Consider the following 19,672-nt stretch of genomic DNA (forward strand, 5'->3'; position numbering starts at 1 on the left):
TATCTCAATCTGTGACAGGAGTAAGGGTTCTGACTTGAATCGGTTGCAGATTATCCTCGATCTGAGTCCGGTATTGCTCAAACCACTCCGGCAACATCAGTTTCTGCCCAAGTGCTTCGGCTGGTTCGTCTTTTGCAAAGCCTGGAGGATCAGTCGCAATTTCAAACAAAATGCCGCCAGCTTCTCTGAAGTAAATCGCGTTGAAATATTGGCGATCCCGGACTGGGGTCGGCTGATACCCATATTCACGTACGGCTTCGCTCCACTGTGCGTGCTGTGCGTCATCGACTGCGCGCCATGCAATATGGTGCACCGTTCCTGCGCCGCCCATACCAAGCGGTACGCGGGTAACAGGCACATCCACGATGTTGCCAATGTCTCCGATGGAACGGAAACGGGCATATTCCTCATTTTCGCCCACCTTCACAAATCCGAGAATACGCTCAAGCGCATCCATCGTACGCTGTGGATTCACACTGAACAGTACGGCTCCACCAAACCCTTTGATTGCATATTCAGCAGGAATACCTTCCTGCACCCAAGTGTTTGCCACTCCTTCTTCCCGCTCAACCAGCTCCAGACGTAAGCCTTCGCTGTCTTCGAATTGCAGCAATTCCTCATCAAAGCGGTTAGTTCGAGTCACTTCGATATTAAAACCTTCCAGACGATTTTGCCAGAAGTCCATAGAACCCGGTGGAATGACATATGAAGTAATGCCGACTTGACCGCCGCCAATCTGGCCTCGTGGTGAACCTGCCGCAGGGAAGAAAGTAATGATGGTGCCTGGACTGCCGTGCTCATCTCCGAAGTACAGATGGTATACATCCGGTGCGTCGAAGTTCACTGTTTTTTTCACCAGACGAAGTCCCAGAACTCCAGCGTAAAAGTCAACGTTAGCCTGCGGATCTCCAGCAAAAGCGGTAATATGGTGAATTCCTGTTGTTTGAATGTTCATGATTATTCCTCCTCGGTTTGTGCACTTATTTATAATGAATTTTAATTATCTTTAAATTAAGATATATGATCTGTGTTACTAGTGCCGGATTGAGACTAACATCCGCACGAGTAGCACAGTTTCAGTTTATCGTGTTTACTGCCGATCAGGGAACCTTTGATGCCCCTTCTGCTTCTGCAACATACTCTAAGGATTCTGTCTGGAGGCCTGCTCTTGTTTCAATTTATCTGGAGTCACGTCATCGCCGTTTGGATCGTAGATGGTGGCATTCAGCAAAATGTCGTTGACCGAACCACGGAAAGTCTGCAAATATTCCTGGCGAAGGCGAGTCTGTTCTGCTTGCTCCATCTCCGTCAATCCACCCGCTTTAGCTTTTCTCGCGAGTTCATTAATTCGCGTCAATGTTGGAATCATCATCTGGATCTCTCCTCCTGTTCAATCAATTGAAGATATTTATTTGAGTATATTCTTGAGTCAACCTTACTGTCACTTTCATTCAAATTAAATATCTTAATATAAAGATAATTGATTTGATTTCGCTTGTCAACACTTTTGTCCAAAACACTTTGTCCTCTATATTTAAGCTGAAGGATTACATCACTAACGGATTGAGAATGCACCATGTTATTAAGGAAAAAGCAGTGCATAGGCATCTGCTTTCTCCAATTATTGAAAGGTCGATTCTCTGATTTAAGATTCGGTACTTTCCAAAACCCCCCTCTTCATTGCAATCTCTTTGTTATACCTTTCTCCCCAATCTCTCATCAGCATAATAATCGGTTCTAGTGTAAAACCGAACGAGGTTAACGAATACTCTACTCTTGGTGGAACTTCTTTGTAGACTTCTCTGTGAACGATTCCGTCATTTTCCAACTCCCGAAGTTGAAGAGTCAGCATCCGTTGTGTAATGTCAGGCATCAGTCTGCGAAATTCATTAAATCGCTTTGTTCCTGACAGCAAGTGATATAAAATAATACCCTTCCACTTCCCTCCGATGACATCCAGCGTAGCCTCCACAGGACATCCGTAAGGGTTAGGACAAGCGGAGTAAGGGTTATAACTATTATCCATGGGTACCTCCATCAAGCATTAGTATAAAAATGAATACTATACAACAAAAATGTGCGTACTTACGAAAATGAAGTGTTTGCACTATTATAGCAGATGTAGAAGTAACCATGGGTTGTGTCTCTGCTAGTCATACGTTAAACCGTGATTAAACGATAGGAAAGGATGAAGCATGTTGGAAACCATGAGAGCTGTAGGATTGTACCGTTACTTACCCATTGAGCATCCAGAAAGTTTGTTAGATGTGGAGATCAGTAAACCAAGTGCTACAGGACGGGATGTACTTGTTCGCGTCAAAGCCGTGGCTGTAAACCCGGTCGACTATAAGGTTCGATCACCCAAAGAAAAAGTGGAGAAAGAGCCTAAAATATTAGGCTGGGACGTAGCAGGCATTGTTGAAGAAGCGGGGCCGGATTGTACTTTATTTCAACCGGGAGATGAGGTCTACTACGCTGGTGACATCACACGGCAAGGCGGGAATAGTGAATTTCAACTTGTAGACGAACGGATTGTAGGCAAAAAGCCAACATCGTTGGATTTTGCACAAGCTGCAGCACTGCCTCTAACAACAATTACGGCTTATGAGGCTTTATTTGATCGTATGAACATTAGTCGTAATCCTGATGAAAATAAAAATAGAACCATTTTAATTATTGGTGCCGCTGGCGGAGTTGGCTCTATAGCCATTCAATTGGCGAAAAGTGTGGGGTTAACCGTTATTGGCACAGCCTCTCGACCTGAATCCGTTGCGTGGGCAAAGGAACATGGAGCGGATCATACCATTAATCACTATGAAGAATTCGTTCCACAATTAAAACCATTGGGATTCGAGACCGTTCATTACATTCTATGCCTGAACACAACCGAAAAACATTGGGAAAACATGTCGAAGTCCATTGCCCCTCAAGGAAAAATTTGCTCCATTGTTGAAACAGAGGTTCCTCTAAATCTAAATGTACTCAAAAACAAAAGTGCCACGTTTGTTTGGGAGCTGATGTTTACAAGATCCATGTTTCAGACAGAAGACATGATCGAGCAACATCGACTTTTAAATGAAGTAGCGGATTTAATCGACAATCAAGCCATCAAAACGACTCTGAACAAACGGCTTACCCCGATTAATGCTGAAAATCTAAGAGAAGCCCATTCCCTATTAGAAAGAGGCACAACGATTGGGAAAATCGTGTTAGAACACTTTTAATATAACCCGAGCAAGTAAAGCTATTCTATGCAAAAAGCAAGAAGAAAGAGCCTGCACCGTAGTCATAACTTACTGGTAAGCAGGCTCTTCATATGTCTGTTATATTAGCCCAGCTTTTGTCCGCAGTTCGGACAGAAGTTGGCTCCTTCATTTTTGGCGCCACAGTTCGGGCAGAAGTTTGGCTTTTTGCCATCCCCACCAGAAGACGGTGATGCACCTGCATTACTATTCTGCTGTTGACTTTGATTCTGGTTGCTTTGGTTGTTCCCTTGGTTGTTTGAATTTTGATGATTCGAGTTCTGATTGTTCTGGTTCATGTTTTTCAGCATTTCATTCGCCATGTTCATGCCCATCATCATGCCTGCCATATCGGAGGCTGCACCGCCGCCCTGCACTTTACCGGAGGAAATCCCATCGGTCATACTCACCTGCTGGTACTTTTGCAGATTGCCGATCATCTCGTGAGAAGCCGTTTTGGTGATCATATCCTGAATCTCCTTCGGATAATTGAAGCTCATCACCTGGAAGCCGGTAATGCCAATTCCGATATCCATCATCTGCATATCCAGATCCTCCTGAATACCACGTGCAATATCCGAGGCATTCGCTTGTAGATTGAACATGTCCTTGCCCTCACGGCTAATCCACTTCATCAGTAACTGATCCAGCACAGACGTGATGCGGATTTTGACATCCTCGACCAGGTAGCTCTGTTTAATGCCTGCAATTTTATCAATCAGAGTCACATAGTCACTCACTTTAAAGTTAAACGTTCCGTTCGCCCGAATCGGCATGCCGCCTGGGAGCTGCGGTGTCGGAATCAAGACGGGACTTTGCGTGCCCCAGCGTACGGTGAACTCTTTGGTATTCACAAACAATACCTCAACCCGCATACCGCTGTTGAATCCGAATTTGAATCCTTTTAATGTAGACAGAAACGGAATGATCTCCGAATCGATATTAAACGAACCTTCGTCCTCAAAAATCCCTTCCACTTTGCCGTTATTCAGGAAAATCGCATCCTGCCCTGAGCGGATAATCAGCTTACTGCCCTTTTTGATCTCCCGGTTATTCCACTTCCAGAAAATCATATCATCTCTAAACTCTTCCCATTCCACTACGTTGGAGAACTGATTTCTGAAAAATCCCATGCTTAACCCCGTCCCTTCTATAGTAAACCTATCAAGCTTCATCTACGTTGTGCCATCATTCAATAAATGTTGACGATGTGTCTAGTGATCTAGGTTAGAACGATCGGCTACTACCGCTATGCGAATGTCCGCCTGCGGTCGTACCTCCACCACCGCCGCCTCCGCTGTTGTTATTGTTTTTCTCAATTTTGGTCTTCGTGACCGTTGTGCGAATATATCGATCCTGACGATCAATCACATGAGAGTTATCCGAATCCTCATAAGTAGCGCGGTTCACCGTCACACGTCCGCCCGAACGATAGGTCATGACGCCAACGACAATACCACCAATCGCTACAGATGCAGCAAGTTGAAACCATATCTTGAACAAAATATTATCCGGGTTCACTCCAGGCTTGAGATCCAGATATTCGTAAGACAGGTTCAGAAACTTTTCAAAAGCGATCCGATAATTGCCGTCTGATAAATCCGAGTAAATTTTGTCTGTAATTTTAGCTGCTCGACCATTGTCGACGTATTCTTCACCTTTATAAAAGCCCGCCACATAAACATTCCGATGATACATATCCATTGTCAGGATAACTGTATTCCCATGGGGCTTATCGTATCCTGGTGAACGGTTATCATAGAACTCCTGAGTTAACAGCTTGTCACTTTTCTGTTCCTCGTTGTTAGTCGTGTAAATGATCAAGTCCGTCTGACGCTCCGCCGAATACTGATTCGCCAGTGCATTTAATTCATTTCGATCCTGTTCACTTAACAGGTTAGCCTCATCGTAGATAAGGTTTTTGTTCTCCGCTGCGGATGCTGATGATATCGGAAAGATCGGAGCGAGCATGGTTACTAGAAGTACAATTAGCGCAGCCATCGCAACTATGGGTCTTTTTTTGCTCACAGGAATCCGCCTCCCATCATCCACGACACCAGCTTCAGTGATAACAGTGAAACGGCGGCCACACCCGTAAACCATCCAGCCACTTTGGCTTTACTGATCGGCGGTTTGCCAACCACTTTACCCGTCTGTCCATTCATGGCAAAGGTGTACTGTTTGTGGTTGTAATCATAGTTGACCATCCATACGGGTAACAGCACATAGTCTGCATTTTTGAGCGTGGTATCGATATTCTTATTGGTGTAGCTCACGCTTGTATATCCCGATACGGTAGAGGCAATGTAAGAATCAATGTAGGATCTCGTTTTATCCTTGGCCCGTGGAAAAAGCTCATCTTCGGTATAACTATATTTTTCCGCAATATATCCCGCCAGATACGGGGTTTTGAACAATTTCAGCTCATTGTAGGGAAAAGGCTCCAGCTTATCCATCAGCTCGTCGTTCATTTTTTCCGATGCGTCGATGGGCAGATTCACGTATTCCAACCGAATTTTACGATAAATATCAAAATGCTGCGTCTCCGTATAATGGTAGTCACCCTGCGTATAGGTTCGTACCTTGGTACCCTGAGCATGGACCTCAATTCGGTTATGTAAATCATAAAGCCAGAAAGGCACGTATATGCCGGTAACGCTCTGGATGCGATCAGCGGTCATGAAGCCACCGGGCGTGAGCAGACCGTTTCTGCACCATTTTTTGAACGCCTGTTTCGCTTGATCTTTGTTGATGGAAAAAGGAATCACCATCGCCGGGGCCAAATTGCCCGTCAGCCGATCACTCAGCACCACCGCCGCACCGCAGAAACTGCATGTCGTTGCACTTGTCTCCGGTTCGGTCACGATATCTGCTCCGCAGCTGTTGCAGTGATATTCCTTCACTTCCCCCTCCGTAAACACCTGCTTCTTCAAGGGATCGGGGAGCTGTTCAATGTTGTCCTGCCGCCCGCAGCTCGGACAGGATAATGCACCGGACACACTATCAAAAATCATGCCGCTGCCGCAATTGGGACATTTATATTCGATTACTGGCATTTGTTCACCTCCGTGTCTCAATTGGATGTCAATCCTAAGCTTACTTCCCTAGCTTCTCCTGAATCGCTGCCAGCTCCTCGTCCGCGCTTGGACTTGGATTCTCCCTCTCCCTATTACCCGCATCCGCGTTCATATCCCGCTCTAACTGCGCAATCAGTTCATCCAGATCATCTTCCTGTGCGCCTGCACGAAGCTCGGCAAGTGCTTCCGCTTCATTTAATGCCTGATTCGCTTGATCTTCCATCGCTTTAAACGCAGATTCAGCACGACTTGCAGACGCATTACGTTCATTGGTTTGTTGCTGTGCCTTGGCATCAGCTATGCGCCCTTTCAGCTCTGCATGTCTTGCCTCCAATTTCCCCAAATCTGCAACAAGTTTGTCGTTCATATGTTTCATCATCTGCGCTTTGGCGGAAGCCCGGTCATATGCCGCTTGTAATTCATTGCGTTTGTCAGCCAGCTTCACTTTTTTCTCCAAAAAGCTCCGTGCATTGTCCACATCACCCGACTCCGCCGATTTCTCCGCATAACGCTGCAACTTGTTCACCTCAGCCTGGCACTCATCCAGTGCCCGCTTCGCTCGATTTTCGTCTGCCAGCACCGCGGCCGTTTCGGCTTTCACCTGTCCCAAATCACTGTTCAGGCTCCGCATGTACTCGTTCACCGTTTTCTCCGGATCGTCCGCCCGGTTCAGCATATGATTCACATTGGCCTTCATCACGTCTCTAAACCTCGATAAGATTCCCACCATTTGTTCCTCCTTCGGGTATGTTCATATGAATATAATACATGAATAACACCGCATACGTTTCATTAAAATGATCCTAAGCTCTGGCTACACCTCCTCAGGCAGGCTCTCCACCGCTGTAAAAAAGACATCCAGTAGCTCCACGCCATATGCAGTCCGCACGTATTCCGTAATCACTGCCACATCCTCTTGCCGCTGATACTCCAGGCACGGACGGCCTTCGCTCCACAGTACTCTGCAAGGGAATCTCTCCACCACACATTGGATAATGTGATCCGGATCAGCGGCTTTATGTATATTTGGCATATGTCTCTACTCCTTTATATAAATTAGCTTTGATAATCGCAAACGCGCTCTAACTTTACAATCAGGTAAATCCCTTCCTTAATGCTTTAATTTTGAAATACATGTTGTTTTGATTCAGTGCAGTTCGTCACATCGTTCTCCGCACCTTGCTTCACTCCCCTTCAAAGATGCCTTTCTTCTTCAAATTAGCTATAATAAAGGGATCAATGATTTTATAAAAGGCAGGAAAACTATGCGTACACGAGTTCACTTCATCGCTCCTTATGAATCGATGATTCCTATTATAGAAGAATGCATACCGCGCTATCCTGAGCTATCCATCCAGATCGATGTGGGTGACTTGGCAAAAGGGGTAGAGCTGGCCATTCAAGCCGAAAAAAACGGTGCAGACATTATTATTAGCCGCGGCGGAACCGCGCAACTCATTAAACAAGCGGTGACCGTTCCGGTCATCGATGTGCAGCTATCCGGCTATGACATGATCCGCTCCCTCACACTGGCGAGCCAGTTCAACGGACATACGGCTATCGTTGGATTCTCCAACATTACATCCGGCGCCCAGTCCATCATCGACCTGATGGATCTGCCGCTGAAAGTTTACACCATACATAGCTCCGAAGAAGTCGCCAGGCTACTACTGGAGCTGAAGGCCTCCGGGTACCAGCAGATTGTGGGTGACGTTATTACCGTGAATACCGCAAAGGCCTACGGTCTGGACGGTTTATTGATTCAATCGGGCACCGAATCCATTCTCAGAGCCATGGAGGACGCACAGCTAGTCTACCGGTATTTAAGCAAAAATCAGACCGTATCCGTCATACTCAATAATCTCGTGACCCAAGAGCATCCGAATCTGCTCATTTTAGGCGAACAGGACGAAGTAGTGTTTGAAAACTGGGCTGATTTTGATCATAATCCACTCACCGATAATCACCTATATCTGATGAACACAAGCCTGGAGTTCCACCAATCCAAAATTCAAAACGTGTTTATGGTAAACGATTATCAATTAACGGTGCAGGCTTATGAAACCAAGCTGGATAACAAGAGCTACAAGGTGTATCTGCTGGAAAAAGGAGAACCTTACGCTTTTGCACAATTCGGCATCACCACGTTTACCGATTCCTCGATGGAACCTATCGTTGCCGAATCACCTGCCATGCAGGCCGTATTAAAGAATATCCGCGCACTCTATGCGCATCATGAAGCGATATACTTATTGGGCGAAGCCGACTCTGGTAAATCCTTTCTGGTCAAACATATGCATCAAATGCATGCTGGCGGCGGACTTTTGTTGCAAATGGATCTCTCCCAGGTTCCTTCTGGCCATTTGCACAAAATTCCGTTAACCAAGGTGAAAACGGTCGAGCTGAATCAGATCGAATCACGCCTGAACGATCCTGAGCTCCTTACCTTCATCGAGGCCTGTCTCCAAAACAACATCGGCCTGTTTATTCTAAGCGAGCATGTGCCTGATCCGAATTGGGCACTCCAGCTGAAGCTGAACACACTCATGATGCCAAGCCTTGCCGAACGTACGGAGGATCTTGAACCGTTGATGCAACACTTTCTGACCGGGTATTATCACAAATACGGCACGACGGCCGTACGAATCAAGGAGGATGCACTACAGTTAATTCGGGATCAGGCCGCACAGATGAACGTCAATCAGCTGAAACATCTGATCAAACAAGCTGCGCTGAATGCACCGGATTATGTTATTACGAGTGAAACCTTAACCCGTTTACTTCATCAACAGTCTGCGGCAAATGCAAGCGCAATGAAGCTTGGTGGCACATTAAAAGAAATTGAGCAGGAAGTCATCAAGCGGGTACTACAGGAAGAAAATAACAATCAATCCAAAGCCGCCGAGCGTCTGGGGATTAACCGAGCCACATTATGGCGTAAACTTAAAGATTAACTTTGAGTTTACGCCTTTTTTTATGGGCCTTTTTTGCGGGCTTCTTTTTCAAGAACAGCATTCCATGTGCTCATTTAATAGATATGGACTGCACATGATAATGTGTTGCATTTTTAAACAATTATAAAATTAATTTAAATTTACAATAATTTAATGTTGCTAATTTAAACATTCTGAGCTAACATAGTCTCTGCAAGCGCTTAAGAAAACGATTACTTCATAAGGAGCTATGATTATGAACATTAAAGCTACGCTCGATCGCATCCCTGGCGGTATGATGGTTGTTCCCCTGTTGCTAGGTGCAACGATCAATACATTTTTCCCGAATGCGCTGCGCATCGGAGGTTTTACAGAAGCCCTCTTTGTAAACAGTGCGAGCACACTCATTGCTTTGTTCCTGTTAATTGCCGGTACACAGATCACATTTAAAACAGCTGGTTCCTCTGTCGGCAAAGGTTTGACCCTGCTTACGTTCAAATGGGCGATCGGCGCAGGCCTTGGATTTATCGCTATTTTATTCGCCGACTCAAACGGCTTATTTCTAGGACTTGCTCCGCTTGCCATTATTGCAGCCATGACCAATTCCAACGGCGGCCTCTACATTGCACTTGCGGGCCAATACGGTAAAGAAGATGACAAGGCAGCCTACCCGTTCCTCGCACTTAGTGACGGACCATTTTTAACCATGGTAGCGCTCTCGATCTTTGGTGCGATGGGCTTTGCTAATGGCATGTTCTCTCCGATGTCCTTTGTTGCAGTATTGCTTCCACTGATTGTTGGTGTCATTATTGGTAATCTGGATCGCAATATGGCTGAATGGCTGCACAAAGGCAGTGACAAGCTTGTTCCGTTTTTTGCCTTTGCGCTCGGTATGGGCATCAACTTCTCCTCCATTATCCAAGGTGGACTTGGTGGAATTCTGCTCGGCGTGCTGACCGTACTTCTTACAGGCGGGGTTGGATACTTGCTCTTCAAAGCCATCGGCTGGAATCCCATTGTCGGCGCATCCGAAGGCTCTACAGCGGGTAACGCAGTAGGTACACCGGCTGCCATCGTCGCTGCCAACGCTTCATTCGGCCCGATTGCGGAGATTGCTACGGTGCAGATTGCGGCAAGTGTTGTGACCACGGCGATTCTACTGCCGATCTTTATCGGCTTCCTCTCCAAACGGCTGGAGAAATCAGGCGGCGTCGCCAAATATAATGAACGACCGACCACATAAATGTAACAAACGAAAACTAAAGGAGGGATGACTGCATGAAACTGGCCATTATTGCAGATGATCTGACCGGTGCCAATGACAGCGGGGTGCAGCTAGCCCGGCATGGCCTGAAGACGAGTGTTCTATTTAATATGGATGAGGCTTCTCTGGCCTCTTATGATACCGTTGTTTTTGATACAGACAGCCGTTCTGTTGCAGCAGCGGAAGCTTATGATCGTGTGTATCGTGCAGCCAAGCTGCTAACGGAGAATGGGTTCGATACGCTTTTCAAAAAAATGGATTCCACCATGCGAGGCAATATCGGGATCGAGATTGATGCAGTATATGATGTTGTACAACCTGATTTTATGATGATCGCCCCAGGATATCCGAAAAATAACCGCACCATTCGGGAGGGCACTCATTACCTGAACGGCGTGCCACTTGCGGAGACAGAGATTGCTCTTGATCCGAAGACACCCGTGACGCTCTCTTACCTGCCTGATCTGCTCAAGCAACAGACAAAATACCACGTGGGTGAGATTACCGTAGGTGATCTGGAAGCCGGACAACAACACGTATACGCCAAACTGGAGCAGTTCAACCAAAACAACATCCCGTATGTACTGGTGGATTCCACGGAGGAAACACATTTGGAGCAGATTTTGCAGATGACACAGGACATGCCGTATACATTTGCTTGGGCGGGTTCAGCGGGGATTGCGAACTATCTCCCGGCTCACTATGAGCTGGAATCCAAATCCTCTGCACTCACGATCCCGGAGAACACGGGTCCCATCTTGACCGTCGTCGGCAGCGTGAATAAAAACTCTCGTGAGCAACTGTATCGTTTGCTCCGTCAGTCCCGGATCGCGTCCGTATCGTTTCATTCGTTCAAAGCCGTATCGGCAGAAGCGGATCGTACTGCGGAGATGGAGCGTGTCTACAATGAGGTTAGAACGAAAGCGTTGGAGGGACAAGATGTCGTGCTTTACTCCACCGCTGAATCCATCGATATTGAACTCGCGCGAGCAACGGGCGAGAATCGGGGGTTGAATCACACCCAAGTCAGCAACGAAATCGTTCGTGCGATAGGCGAAATTTGCGCCAGACTGCTCGAAGAGGGCCTCTTCAAAGGGGTTTCCATGACAGGCGGCGATACCGCCAAACAGATTTGCCTGAAATGGAACATCAGCGGCTTTGAACTGCTGGACGAGCTTGAAATCGGCGTGCCGATCTCCAGATTTATGGGTATTGAAGATTTATATGTGATTACCAAAGCCGGCGGATTCGGCAAACCGGACGTCTTTATCCGAGCGATTCAAAAATTAAAAGGGGGCATTCTGGTATGAGACCCACAGTAGGTATTACGATGGGCGATGCCGCAGGCATCGGACCCGAGATTATTATGAAAGCGCTGGGCCATCAAGAGGTGTATGATCAGTGCAACCCGCTTGTCATCGGTGACGCCAAAATATTGGAGCGTGTGCTGCCCGTGATCGGTTCCACGTTGAAGGTGAACGCGATTCAGGAGCCAGCGGAAGCAAAATATGAATTCGGCACAGTGGATGTCATCGACCTGAATCTCGTGCCTGCTGATCTGGAGTACGGTAAAGTATCTGCTATCGCGGGAGATGCAGCATTTCAGTTTCTTGCGAAAGCCATTGATTTGGCGAAAAAGAAACAGATCCATTCCATCTGCACAGCACCGCTCAACAAGGAGGCACTTCACCTGGGAGGCCATTTGTATCCAGGCCATACGGAGATTCTGGCAGACCTGACAGACACCGAGGACTTCTCCATGATGCTGACTACGCCGAATCTGCGCGTTATTCACTTGACCACACATATGGGCCTGATTGATGCCATCGCGAGCATTAACCCGGAAAGAACCTATACAGTCGTGAAGCTGGCTCATGATACGTTGAAAAAAGCAGGCTTTGACAATCCACGCGTCGCGGTATGCGGGATTAATCCCCATGCCGGAGAGAACGGCCTGTTCGGCAACGGGGAAGAAGAAGAAAAGCTGCAGCCCGGCATTGAGCGTGCGCAGCAGGAAGGCATTAACGTCGTTGGCCCACTGCCAGCGGACACACTCTTCTTCCGCGCAGGCCGCGGCGACTTCGACATCGTCGTTGCCTGCTATCACGACCAAGGCCATGCCCCAATCAAAGTGATGGGCATTGAGGAAGGCGTGAACATCACGGTTGGCCTGAAGGGTGGCATTATCCGTACTTCTGTTGACCACGGCACAGCCTTTGATATTGCAGGCAAAAACATCGCCGACGATAAAAGCATGCTGGCCGCCATTCGTTCCGCCATTGAGCTTGCACCGAAAGATTTGGTGTAAAGAGAGCACTATTTTTACGTATACCTATACAGTCATAGTAGAGTTAGAAAAAGCAAACCCGTTTATTAGCGGGTTTGCTTTTTTGTTTTTATATCCAACACGCATCTATCATATAATCCAGAACGAGGCTCTCACCTGTTTTTCTCCTTTTTCCTCATAGCCATTCGTGTCTTTTTTCGGGGGAAAGCCCGCTGACGCCCCTTTTTCCCTTGCAATGAGCGGAATTTGAGCTTTCGCTTCCCAAAGCTTTTCCGTTTCGCTATTGTTCTGATCGGCTTCGGGGACAGTACTGGTACAAGGGGAGGCACAATACCTGTATCGGAAGCGGCACCTGATCGTGTAGGTACAGGTCCTTTCATGGCAGATTGGAGCAGACCGTAATGGATCAGACGAATACCAAGGGCCTGAATGGTTCTGCTGACTGCGAGATTACAAAATACGGCCAACTCAAACTCCCGTTCTTTAGTTAGTTTGGAGATCAATCGCAATGGCTCGTCTACATATCCTGGGTGACACATGATTTCAGTCGAACCATGTGGCAGATTATGAAGATAACAGAGCAACTTCTGTAACCCATTATCCGCGTCATAAGTGTCCAGCAGAACCTGGTCCGCAGTTATCGGCAGCAAAGCTGGATTCCCATTCAAGTGATGTGGCTGCTGTAATCGTCGCATCGGGATGTTCTCTCTGAACGCTAACTGTGCCATAGCTTCATATACTTCTGGACAAACTTGATGCAAATGATGATGCGCGTCCAGGTGTGTTGGATACAGGCCCGTAGCGATGAACCGCTCCCACTGGGCCAACAGTTCAATCTCGATCTCGCACAGTTCTCTGCTGCTGATCTCGCTAATTGGATAAAAACAGCCATCTCTTTGAACGAGAGACGGCACAAGCCTCACATCAGATATTGGCCGACCATAGGTCAGATTGAAATGCAAACCAACCCCAAGTTCCGGATGTAAGCGTGCCAGCCTTACAGCATCTTCAAAGCCAGGCATATTAACCATTAACGTTGTACTGCTGATCCCTCCAGCTTGGTATGCCTTAACAATCCCTTGGTTCACGCCTGGAGACAGACCGAAATCATCGGCATTGATGATCAAATGTTTCATGACGTGATCGCTCCGTTCTCTTACCTGTTTCCCATATTGAATGCAAAAGATTGGCGGGTGGATTGAGGCACATGCCTTTTATTCCTGTTAACGCTAAGCCCTTTGCTTTTCTTTCGTTAACCAACATGGGCAACAGCTCGAATCTCCACCCACTGTTCAGGGAATGCCAGATAATTTACCCCAATCAGACTGCCTGCCGGTCGATGCTCACCAATATATTCTTTAAAAATTTCGATGGCGATTTCCCCGTGCTTCTGCGCCTGAGTCAAGTAAATTTCAACATATGCAAGATTAGACCTGGTTACATCAAACTGTGCTAATACGGTATCCAAGTTCTCTAATGTTTGTAATACTTGTGCCTGAATATCCCCCTCCCCAACAAAGCTGCCTTCTACGTTGTGAGAAAATTGTCCAGAGATGTACAGCGTATTGTTGACGCAGTAGCCTTGAGAGATGCCATGATCCCAGAGATCATGATTATAGGTTTGAATCGTAGTCATAGTACTAACCCCTTTACTTTAAATTAAGGCTAGTATAGACTGGGCAAAAAGATCAGGATAGTACGCACAATAAAGATAGGTACTATCTGAAAGGATAGTGTAAACATGGGCATATCCGACTTTAACGGTGAGAATATGGCTATTCAAGATACACCCTTTGGCTACACCATGTCAGTCATCGGCGGAAAGTGGAAGATGATTATTTTATATCTGCTCGCTGCTAAACAACCGGTTCGGTTTAATGAAATGCAACGGCAGATTGGAGCGATTACGTACAAGGTTTTAAGTGCACAGCTCAAAGAGCTGGAGGCTGATGGATTAGTTAAGCGCAAGGAATTCCCGCAGATCCCGCCCAAAGTAGAATATTCACTGACACCCAAAGGACAGACACTCTTACCCGTGCTGGAAGATTTGTGCGAGTGGGGAACACAGAATCGGTAAAGCTGCAATATTTTTTAGAGAAAAATAGTCACAAACAAATTCGAATTGGAGGCCTTATCGTGCTTCTATTTTAAGTTAACATAACAATTAAATTAAACCCGACGGGAACGAATTCAGGTTAGACTAATCTACTCACTCCCGCCGCTCACCTGGGTTAAGTCACTTTATGCCTTTCACCTACAAGTACCATCTCCCGCTCGTCCTGCGCAGGTCTACTGCGTCGATAGGCGCTAGGCGACATTCCATTCTGTTTATTAAATATGCGATTGAACTGCGAAAAGCTGGTGAAGCCGCATTGGGCAGCAATATCCGTAATTTTCTCACTCGAATGTATCAGCATTTGTTGGGCATTTCGAATCCGGGTCATCTGCACATATTCCGTAAACGTGAAGCCTGTGACTTTGTTGAACTGGCGCGATAAATGATGTGCACTGACATAAAAACGTCTGGACACCTCATCCAGTGACAGCTCCTGCTGATAATGACTGTGAATATACGATGCAATAGCATACATTCGCTGGGTCATGGAAGATCCTTTTTCCTCACGTACATAACTATTCTCCGAAGCATAACGATGAAGGCCACATAGAAATTCGACAAATTTATGATGAATAACAACCGATTGAATGGGAGATAACTGCTGTGATATCGCAAAAATGTCGTTAAGGGGCGCAAGAACTTCCTTACGCCGTTCTTCCGAGAAGCGGAAAATGGGAACCTGCGCATTAAATATTGTAAATAGCTCGCTGTAACCGTTCTCAAGTCCAGGTAAACTGCGAGGCATAGCAAAATTAATCATTAACCTTTTGGGTGGCACACCTTTCGGATATTGGGTTTTATGAAGCAGAGCAGGCCGAAGCAACACAATATCATAGGGCTGCATCTCGTATAAACTGCCTTCAATAATATGTGCAGCCGTGCGATCGAGCAGAATGCAAATTTCGTAAAAATCGTGAAAATGCTGAAACTCCATATTGAGATCATGTGAACGCTCGTCATAATCCAGGTAATAATAAAGCGAATCCCCCGGCTGGTTCACATGGATCGCATATCCCTTTTCATATGCCAAAACGGATGATGTCATGGACATGCTCCTTCCCTAGGGCGTGTCTGAAAACGCTGAAGAAAGCAGATTTTGCCGAATTTTCGTTCCAAGCAAGGAAGTTTCCCGCAGGCGTGCCGGGGCACGTCAAGGGGAAGTGACGTAGCAGGGGGCGAAAAGGGGGTAAAAGATGCACTTCAGTAGATTTCAAGACACGCCCTAATCACTACTACCTTCATTTTAGCATGAAATGCAATAAAAATACGGCATTTCCAGCATACATTACGTAGTTTCGATTATTTCTCATTTGATATGATGAAGTAAAATGTCAGCGTTTTCAAAACTCAAGTCAAAGCTTCTAATGTTGTTGATTAACCTTTACAGCCTGTACTTACTAAATACCAAGGTGGGAAACACATATGAAATTGAATTCCTTGTCTACCCGAATCCATACGATTGTGAAACACTTGGAAAGTGCGCGATTAACGTCAAAGACATATATACCCGAGCTTTATCATAAAGAGAGCGGATACCATACATGGGATCTCGTGCATGAAGACCCTTCCTCATGGAACGTATTCCGCAAAGGTGACGGCTGGGGCGGCAAAGATGTACACAGCTGCTTCAAAACCCGCATTTGCATTCCCGACCATCTGGAGGGAAAAAAGGTCGTCTGCGCCATCGTTACCGGTGCCACAGATATTTGGAACTATGATAATCCGCAGTTTCTGGCGTTCCTGAACGGAGAGCTGATATGCGGTCTGGATGTGAATCATACTGAAATCGACCTGACACCTTCCGCTGTCAAAGGGGAAGAATTTGAGCTGGCGCTGTATGCCTATTGCAGCACGTCCGCGGCCGATGTTTTCCTGAACGTATATATTGCCGAGCATCATGAGCCCGTTTCGAATTTATATTATGACCTGAAGGCTGCTCTGGATGCGGCAGACCTGCTGCGAGAGGATGATCTGGAGCGTTTGAAGCTGATCGAACAGCTTAACGAAGCCGTAAATCTGCTCGATTTACGCCAAGAAAACAGCGCGGCTTTTCACGCATCCGTACTGAAAGCACGCGAGTATCTGCAAAACCATATCTACGGAGAAACTCGCCCCGACAGTGACCATATCCCGACCGTTCACTGCATCGGTCACACTCATATTGACGTGGCATGGCTGTGGACGCTGGATCAGACACAGGAGAAGGTTATCCGCAGCTTCGCCAGCGTGCTCTATCTGATGGATAAATTTCCGGAGTATACCTTCATGTCCTCCCAACCTCAGCTCTATGCATATTTGAAAGCCGACTTCCCTTCTTTATATGAGAAAATCAAAGAAAAAGTTGCCGAGGGACGCTGGGAAGCAGAAGGTTCGATGTGGCTGGAAGCCGATTGTAACCTGATCTCGGGTGAATCGATGATCCGTCAGATTATCTATGGCAAACGTTTCTTCAAGGAAGAATTCGGCGTAGAGAACCGTGTGCTCTGGCTGCCCGATGTATTCGGGTATAGCGCAGCGATGCCGCAGATTATGCGCAAGAGCGGGATCGACTATTTTATGACGACCAAAATTGCCTGGAATGATACCAACCAGATCCCAAACGACACGATGTACTGGAGAGGCATTGACGGTTCTGAGGTTCTGACACATTTTATTACGGCTAAAGACTATATTCCTCACCCTGAATTCGGAAAGCACCGTTTCGAAACGACGTACAACGGACGGTTCAATGCTTCCCAAGTGAAGGGCACATGGCAACGATACCAGAACAAAACCATCAACACCGATGTATTGCAATGCTTCGGCTTCGGAGACGGTGGCGGCGGGCCAACCGAGGAAATGCTTGAACACGGCAGACGACTTGAAAAAGGACTCCCCGGCGTACCAACAGTGAAGCGCACATTCGTGCGTGAGTTTTTTGAAAAGTTAGAGCAGAATTTAGACGGCGTACGTTCGGTCCCGCGCTGGTCAGGCGAGTTGTATCTGGAATATCATCGCGGTACGTACACGTCTATGGCTCGTAATAAAAAGTATAACCGTCACAGCGAATTTGCGCTGTCGGATGCCGAGCTGTTCTCCATGATTCAACGTCAAGCGGATGCACAGGCTGTATATCCAACCGATGCATTGGAGCACGCTTGGAAGCTGACGATGCTGAATCAGTTCCATGATATTCTGCCAGGTAGCTCCATTGAGCAAGTATACATCGATTCACAGGAGCAATATGAAGAGGTGTTGCGTGTCACGGACGAGTTGAAAAACAGCGCCTTGAATGGCATTGTAAGCCAGATTACGTCGGATAGCGAAGCCATTGTTGTCTTTAACAGCACCGGCTTTGCACGGACAGATGTGGTGGAGCTGCCTGCTTTTGCGAAAAAAGTAACGGTACATGATGGAGAGCGTCCTGTACCAAGTCAGTACACGCCAGAAGGCGGACTTGTGTTCCTTGCCGAGAACGTGCCTGCATCAGGATACAAAACGTTCCGTATCACGCCGGATACCGCCGCTGATCTTGGCAGTGCAGGTGTATCGGTTGCCCAGTGGCAATCCGAGCAGCAGTCCATCGAGACCCCTTGGTATAATATTCACCTGAATGAAAGTGCTGAATTTATATCCGTGTGGGACAAGCTGGAGGGGCGTGAACTGCTTCAATCCGGCGAGCGTGGCAACGTACTGCAAGTATTCGAGGATCGCCCTGCGGAGTATGAGGCATGGAACATTGATGATTTTTACGAACAGCATATGTGGGAGATCAATGATCTACAGTCGATGGAATGGGTGGAAAGCGGCCCGGTGCGTTCCGTGCTTCAAGTGAAAAGACAATTCCTGGACTCTGTCGTTGAGCAAACCATCATTTTCTATGCACATACACGGCGGATCGACTTCCGCACCTTCATCGACTGGAAGCAGGAGCATCTGCTACTCAAAGTTGCCTTCCCACTTGATATTTGGAGTGAAAAAGCCGTCTATGAAATCCAGTACGGTAACGTGGAGCGCGCGACACACCGCAATACAAGCTGGGATCAGGCACGTTTTGAGGTATGTGGTCAGAAATGGGCGGATCTGGCGGAGAGCGGCTACGGGGCTGCCTTGCTGAATGACTGCAAATACGGATATGACATTCACAATTCGGTTATGCGTCTATCCCTGATCAAGAGCGCAACCTATCCGAATGAAAATGCCGACAAAGAGCAGCATGTGTTCACTTACTCCCTCTACCCGCATCAGGGCGATTTCCGTGAGGGACGAGTTATCCAGGCAGCTTATGATCTCAACCGTCCACTGGTTGGTCTGGAACTAGGATCACAAACCGGAACATTGCCGGGTACGTGGTCACTTGCATCCGTAGATCAGGAGAATGTCGTGCTAGAGGTGATCAAAAAAGCCGAGGACAACGATGACATGATCATCCGTGTCTATGAAGCCCATGGCCGCCGCAGTCGTGCCTCCCTGCAATTGCCTGAAGGAACAAGCGTCACAGCGTACGCATGTGATTTGCTGGAGAACATCGAAGCAGAGTGCCGTGTGGAGAATGCTCGCATTGCTTTTGACATCAAGCCTTACGAGATTCTGACGTTCCGTATTCCGCGCGTATAGGGCATCTGGCAGAGCAAGCTTGTCATAAACTGGTGAACCCTAGAAGATGTGTGAGTATAGATGGCTTCGGGAATCTTTTTAGCTTCTAGCAAACTATCGTTCTAATTAAAAAAAGAGTGCCGCTTGTCCTTATGGACGAGGGCACTCCTTTTTCTAT

General features: G+C 47.0%; 18 protein-coding genes. 7 read left to right on the plus strand and 11 right to left on the minus strand.

Annotated features, from left to right (window positions below; all coding sequences use genetic code 11):
• Window positions 1–4: 4 nt before the first annotated feature.
• The 3 genes from Q9R46_RS22645 to Q9R46_RS22655 form a co-directional block, all read right to left on the minus strand.
• Window positions 5–955: a ring-cleaving dioxygenase gene (locus Q9R46_RS22645; protein WP_311281894.1), complete on the minus strand. Its 951-nt coding sequence runs from the start codon at window positions 953–955 to the stop codon at window positions 5–7.
• 186 nt (window positions 956–1,141) lie between these two features.
• Window positions 1,142–1,369, minus strand: a complete 228-nt coding sequence (locus tag Q9R46_RS22650) for a DUF896 domain-containing protein (protein WP_090924289.1) — start codon at window positions 1,367–1,369, stop codon at window positions 1,142–1,144.
• Window positions 1,370–1,645: 276 nt separating this feature from the next.
• Window positions 1,646–2,026, minus strand: coding sequence for a winged helix-turn-helix transcriptional regulator (locus tag Q9R46_RS22655; RefSeq protein WP_145335997.1), 381 nt, complete (start codon window positions 2,024–2,026; stop codon window positions 1,646–1,648).
• Window positions 2,027–2,195: 169 nt separating this feature from the next.
• On the opposite strand from Q9R46_RS22655, the gene Q9R46_RS22660 reads away from it, so the two are divergent.
• Window positions 2,196–3,224 (plus strand): zinc-binding alcohol dehydrogenase family protein, encoded by a 1,029-nt coding sequence (locus Q9R46_RS22660; RefSeq protein ID WP_311281895.1) that lies wholly within the window; start codon window positions 2,196–2,198, stop codon window positions 3,222–3,224.
• Between the two features lie 104 nt (window positions 3,225–3,328).
• Here Q9R46_RS22660 and Q9R46_RS22665 read toward each other — a convergent pair whose 3' ends face one another.
• The 5 genes from Q9R46_RS22665 to Q9R46_RS22685 all read right to left on the minus strand — a co-directional run bounded on the left by Q9R46_RS22665 (window position 3,329) and on the right by Q9R46_RS22685 (window position 7,352).
• A complete protein-coding gene (locus tag Q9R46_RS22665) occupies window positions 3,329–4,375 on the minus strand; it encodes an SPFH domain-containing protein (RefSeq protein WP_311281896.1) in 1,047 nt (348 codons plus the stop codon).
• 94 nt (window positions 4,376–4,469) lie between these two features.
• A complete protein-coding gene (locus Q9R46_RS22670; RefSeq protein ID WP_397386408.1) occupies window positions 4,470–5,243 on the minus strand; it encodes a TPM domain-containing protein in 774 nt (257 codons plus the stop codon).
• A 23-nt stretch (window positions 5,244–5,266) separates the two neighbouring features.
• Window positions 5,267–6,298: a TFIIB-type zinc ribbon-containing protein gene (locus tag Q9R46_RS22675; protein ID WP_311281898.1), complete on the minus strand. Its 1,032-nt coding sequence runs from the start codon at window positions 6,296–6,298 to the stop codon at window positions 5,267–5,269.
• 40 nt (window positions 6,299–6,338) lie between these two features.
• Window positions 6,339–7,046, minus strand: coding sequence for a PspA/IM30 family protein (locus Q9R46_RS22680; protein WP_311281951.1), 708 nt, complete (start codon window positions 7,044–7,046; stop codon window positions 6,339–6,341).
• An 87-nt stretch (window positions 7,047–7,133) separates the two neighbouring features.
• Entirely contained in the window at window positions 7,134–7,352 is a 219-nt protein-coding gene (locus tag Q9R46_RS22685) for a hypothetical protein (RefSeq protein WP_145414832.1), read from the minus strand.
• Window positions 7,353–7,584: 232 nt separating this feature from the next.
• Here Q9R46_RS22685 and Q9R46_RS22690 point away from each other — a divergent pair, with 232 nt between their 5' ends.
• The 4 genes from Q9R46_RS22690 to pdxA all read left to right on the plus strand — a co-directional run bounded on the left by Q9R46_RS22690 (window position 7,585) and on the right by pdxA (window position 12,824).
• A complete protein-coding gene (locus Q9R46_RS22690) occupies window positions 7,585–9,273 on the plus strand; it encodes a PrpR N-terminal domain-containing protein (RefSeq protein ID WP_311281899.1) in 1,689 nt (562 codons plus the stop codon).
• Window positions 9,274–9,508: 235 nt separating this feature from the next.
• Window positions 9,509–10,495, plus strand: coding sequence for a 2-keto-3-deoxygluconate permease (locus tag Q9R46_RS22695; RefSeq protein ID WP_251510977.1), 987 nt, complete (start codon window positions 9,509–9,511; stop codon window positions 10,493–10,495).
• Window positions 10,496–10,530: 35 nt separating this feature from the next.
• The gene (locus tag Q9R46_RS22700; RefSeq protein ID WP_311281901.1) at window positions 10,531–11,826 is read left to right on the plus strand and encodes a four-carbon acid sugar kinase family protein; all 1,296 of its coding nucleotides are present in this window, start codon (window positions 10,531–10,533) and stop codon (window positions 11,824–11,826) included.
• Window positions 11,823–12,824 (plus strand): 4-hydroxythreonine-4-phosphate dehydrogenase PdxA, encoded by a 1,002-nt coding sequence (pdxA, locus tag Q9R46_RS22705; RefSeq protein WP_311281902.1) that lies wholly within the window; start codon window positions 11,823–11,825, stop codon window positions 12,822–12,824. The genes Q9R46_RS22700 and pdxA overlap by 4 nt, the downstream gene beginning before the upstream one ends.
• Before the next feature lie 131 nt (window positions 12,825–12,955).
• On the opposite strand, the gene Q9R46_RS22710 is transcribed toward pdxA, so the two are convergent.
• Both Q9R46_RS22710 and Q9R46_RS22715 read right to left on the minus strand, forming a co-directional pair.
• A complete protein-coding gene (locus tag Q9R46_RS22710; RefSeq protein WP_311281904.1) occupies window positions 12,956–13,939 on the minus strand; it encodes a carbohydrate deacetylase in 984 nt (327 codons plus the stop codon).
• 116 nt (window positions 13,940–14,055) lie between these two features.
• A complete protein-coding gene (locus Q9R46_RS22715) occupies window positions 14,056–14,439 on the minus strand; it encodes a RidA family protein (protein ID WP_311281905.1) in 384 nt (127 codons plus the stop codon).
• Window positions 14,440–14,544: 105 nt separating this feature from the next.
• Between Q9R46_RS22715 and Q9R46_RS22720 the strand changes: the two genes are divergently transcribed.
• The gene (locus Q9R46_RS22720; protein WP_311281906.1) at window positions 14,545–14,880 is read left to right on the plus strand and encodes a winged helix-turn-helix transcriptional regulator; all 336 of its coding nucleotides are present in this window, start codon (window positions 14,545–14,547) and stop codon (window positions 14,878–14,880) included.
• Between the two features lie 154 nt (window positions 14,881–15,034).
• Here Q9R46_RS22720 and Q9R46_RS22725 read toward each other — a convergent pair whose 3' ends face one another.
• On the minus strand, window positions 15,035–15,964 hold the full coding sequence (locus Q9R46_RS22725; RefSeq protein ID WP_311281907.1) for a helix-turn-helix domain-containing protein: 930 nt from the start codon (window positions 15,962–15,964) through the stop codon (window positions 15,035–15,037).
• A 377-nt stretch (window positions 15,965–16,341) separates the two neighbouring features.
• Here Q9R46_RS22725 and Q9R46_RS22730 point away from each other — a divergent pair, with 377 nt between their 5' ends.
• A complete protein-coding gene (locus Q9R46_RS22730) occupies window positions 16,342–19,515 on the plus strand; it encodes an alpha-mannosidase (protein ID WP_311281908.1) in 3,174 nt (1,057 codons plus the stop codon).
• The last annotated feature ends 157 nt before the right edge of the window (window positions 19,516–19,672 follow it).

Source organism: Paenibacillus sp. RRE4 (genome assembly GCF_031844205.1).
Classification (GTDB): Bacteria; Bacillota; Bacilli; order Paenibacillales; family Paenibacillaceae; genus Paenibacillus; species Paenibacillus xylanexedens_B.

What these genes read in the sequence shown, in the direction of transcription:
- Q9R46_RS22645 (WP_311281894.1), bottom strand. Translation starts at nt 955, where the DNA reads ATGAACATTCAAACAACAGGAATTCACCATATTACCGCTTTTGCTGGA.
- Q9R46_RS22650 (WP_090924289.1), bottom strand. Translation starts at nt 1,369, where the DNA reads ATGATTCCAACATTGACGCGAATTAATGAACTCGCGAGAAAAGCTAAA.
- Q9R46_RS22655 (WP_145335997.1), bottom strand. Translation starts at nt 2,026, where the DNA reads ATGGATAATAGTTATAACCCTTACTCCGCTTGTCCTAACCCTTACGGA.
- Q9R46_RS22660 (WP_311281895.1), top strand. Translation starts at nt 2,196, where the DNA reads ATGTTGGAAACCATGAGAGCTGTAGGATTGTACCGTTACTTACCCATT.
- Q9R46_RS22665 (WP_311281896.1), bottom strand. Translation starts at nt 4,375, where the DNA reads ATGGGATTTTTCAGAAATCAGTTCTCCAACGTAGTGGAATGGGAAGAG.
- Q9R46_RS22670 (WP_397386408.1), bottom strand. Translation starts at nt 5,243, where the DNA reads ATGGCTGCGCTAATTGTACTTCTAGTAACCATGCTCGCTCCGATCTTT.
- Q9R46_RS22675 (WP_311281898.1), bottom strand. Translation starts at nt 6,298, where the DNA reads ATGCCAGTAATCGAATATAAATGTCCCAATTGCGGCAGCGGCATGATT.
- Q9R46_RS22685 (WP_145414832.1), bottom strand. Translation starts at nt 7,352, where the DNA reads ATGCCAAATATACATAAAGCCGCTGATCCGGATCACATTATCCAATGT.
- Q9R46_RS22690 (WP_311281899.1), top strand. Translation starts at nt 7,585, where the DNA reads ATGCGTACACGAGTTCACTTCATCGCTCCTTATGAATCGATGATTCCT.
- Q9R46_RS22695 (WP_251510977.1), top strand. Translation starts at nt 9,509, where the DNA reads ATGAACATTAAAGCTACGCTCGATCGCATCCCTGGCGGTATGATGGTT.
- Q9R46_RS22700 (WP_311281901.1), top strand. Translation starts at nt 10,531, where the DNA reads ATGAAACTGGCCATTATTGCAGATGATCTGACCGGTGCCAATGACAGC.
- pdxA (WP_311281902.1), top strand. Translation starts at nt 11,823, where the DNA reads ATGAGACCCACAGTAGGTATTACGATGGGCGATGCCGCAGGCATCGGA.
- Q9R46_RS22710 (WP_311281904.1), bottom strand. Translation starts at nt 13,939, where the DNA reads ATGAAACATTTGATCATCAATGCCGATGATTTCGGTCTGTCTCCAGGC.
- Q9R46_RS22715 (WP_311281905.1), bottom strand. Translation starts at nt 14,439, where the DNA reads ATGACTACGATTCAAACCTATAATCATGATCTCTGGGATCATGGCATC.
- Q9R46_RS22720 (WP_311281906.1), top strand. Translation starts at nt 14,545, where the DNA reads ATGGGCATATCCGACTTTAACGGTGAGAATATGGCTATTCAAGATACA.
- Q9R46_RS22725 (WP_311281907.1), bottom strand. Translation starts at nt 15,964, where the DNA reads ATGACATCATCCGTTTTGGCATATGAAAAGGGATATGCGATCCATGTG.
- Q9R46_RS22730 (WP_311281908.1), top strand. Translation starts at nt 16,342, where the DNA reads ATGAAATTGAATTCCTTGTCTACCCGAATCCATACGATTGTGAAACAC.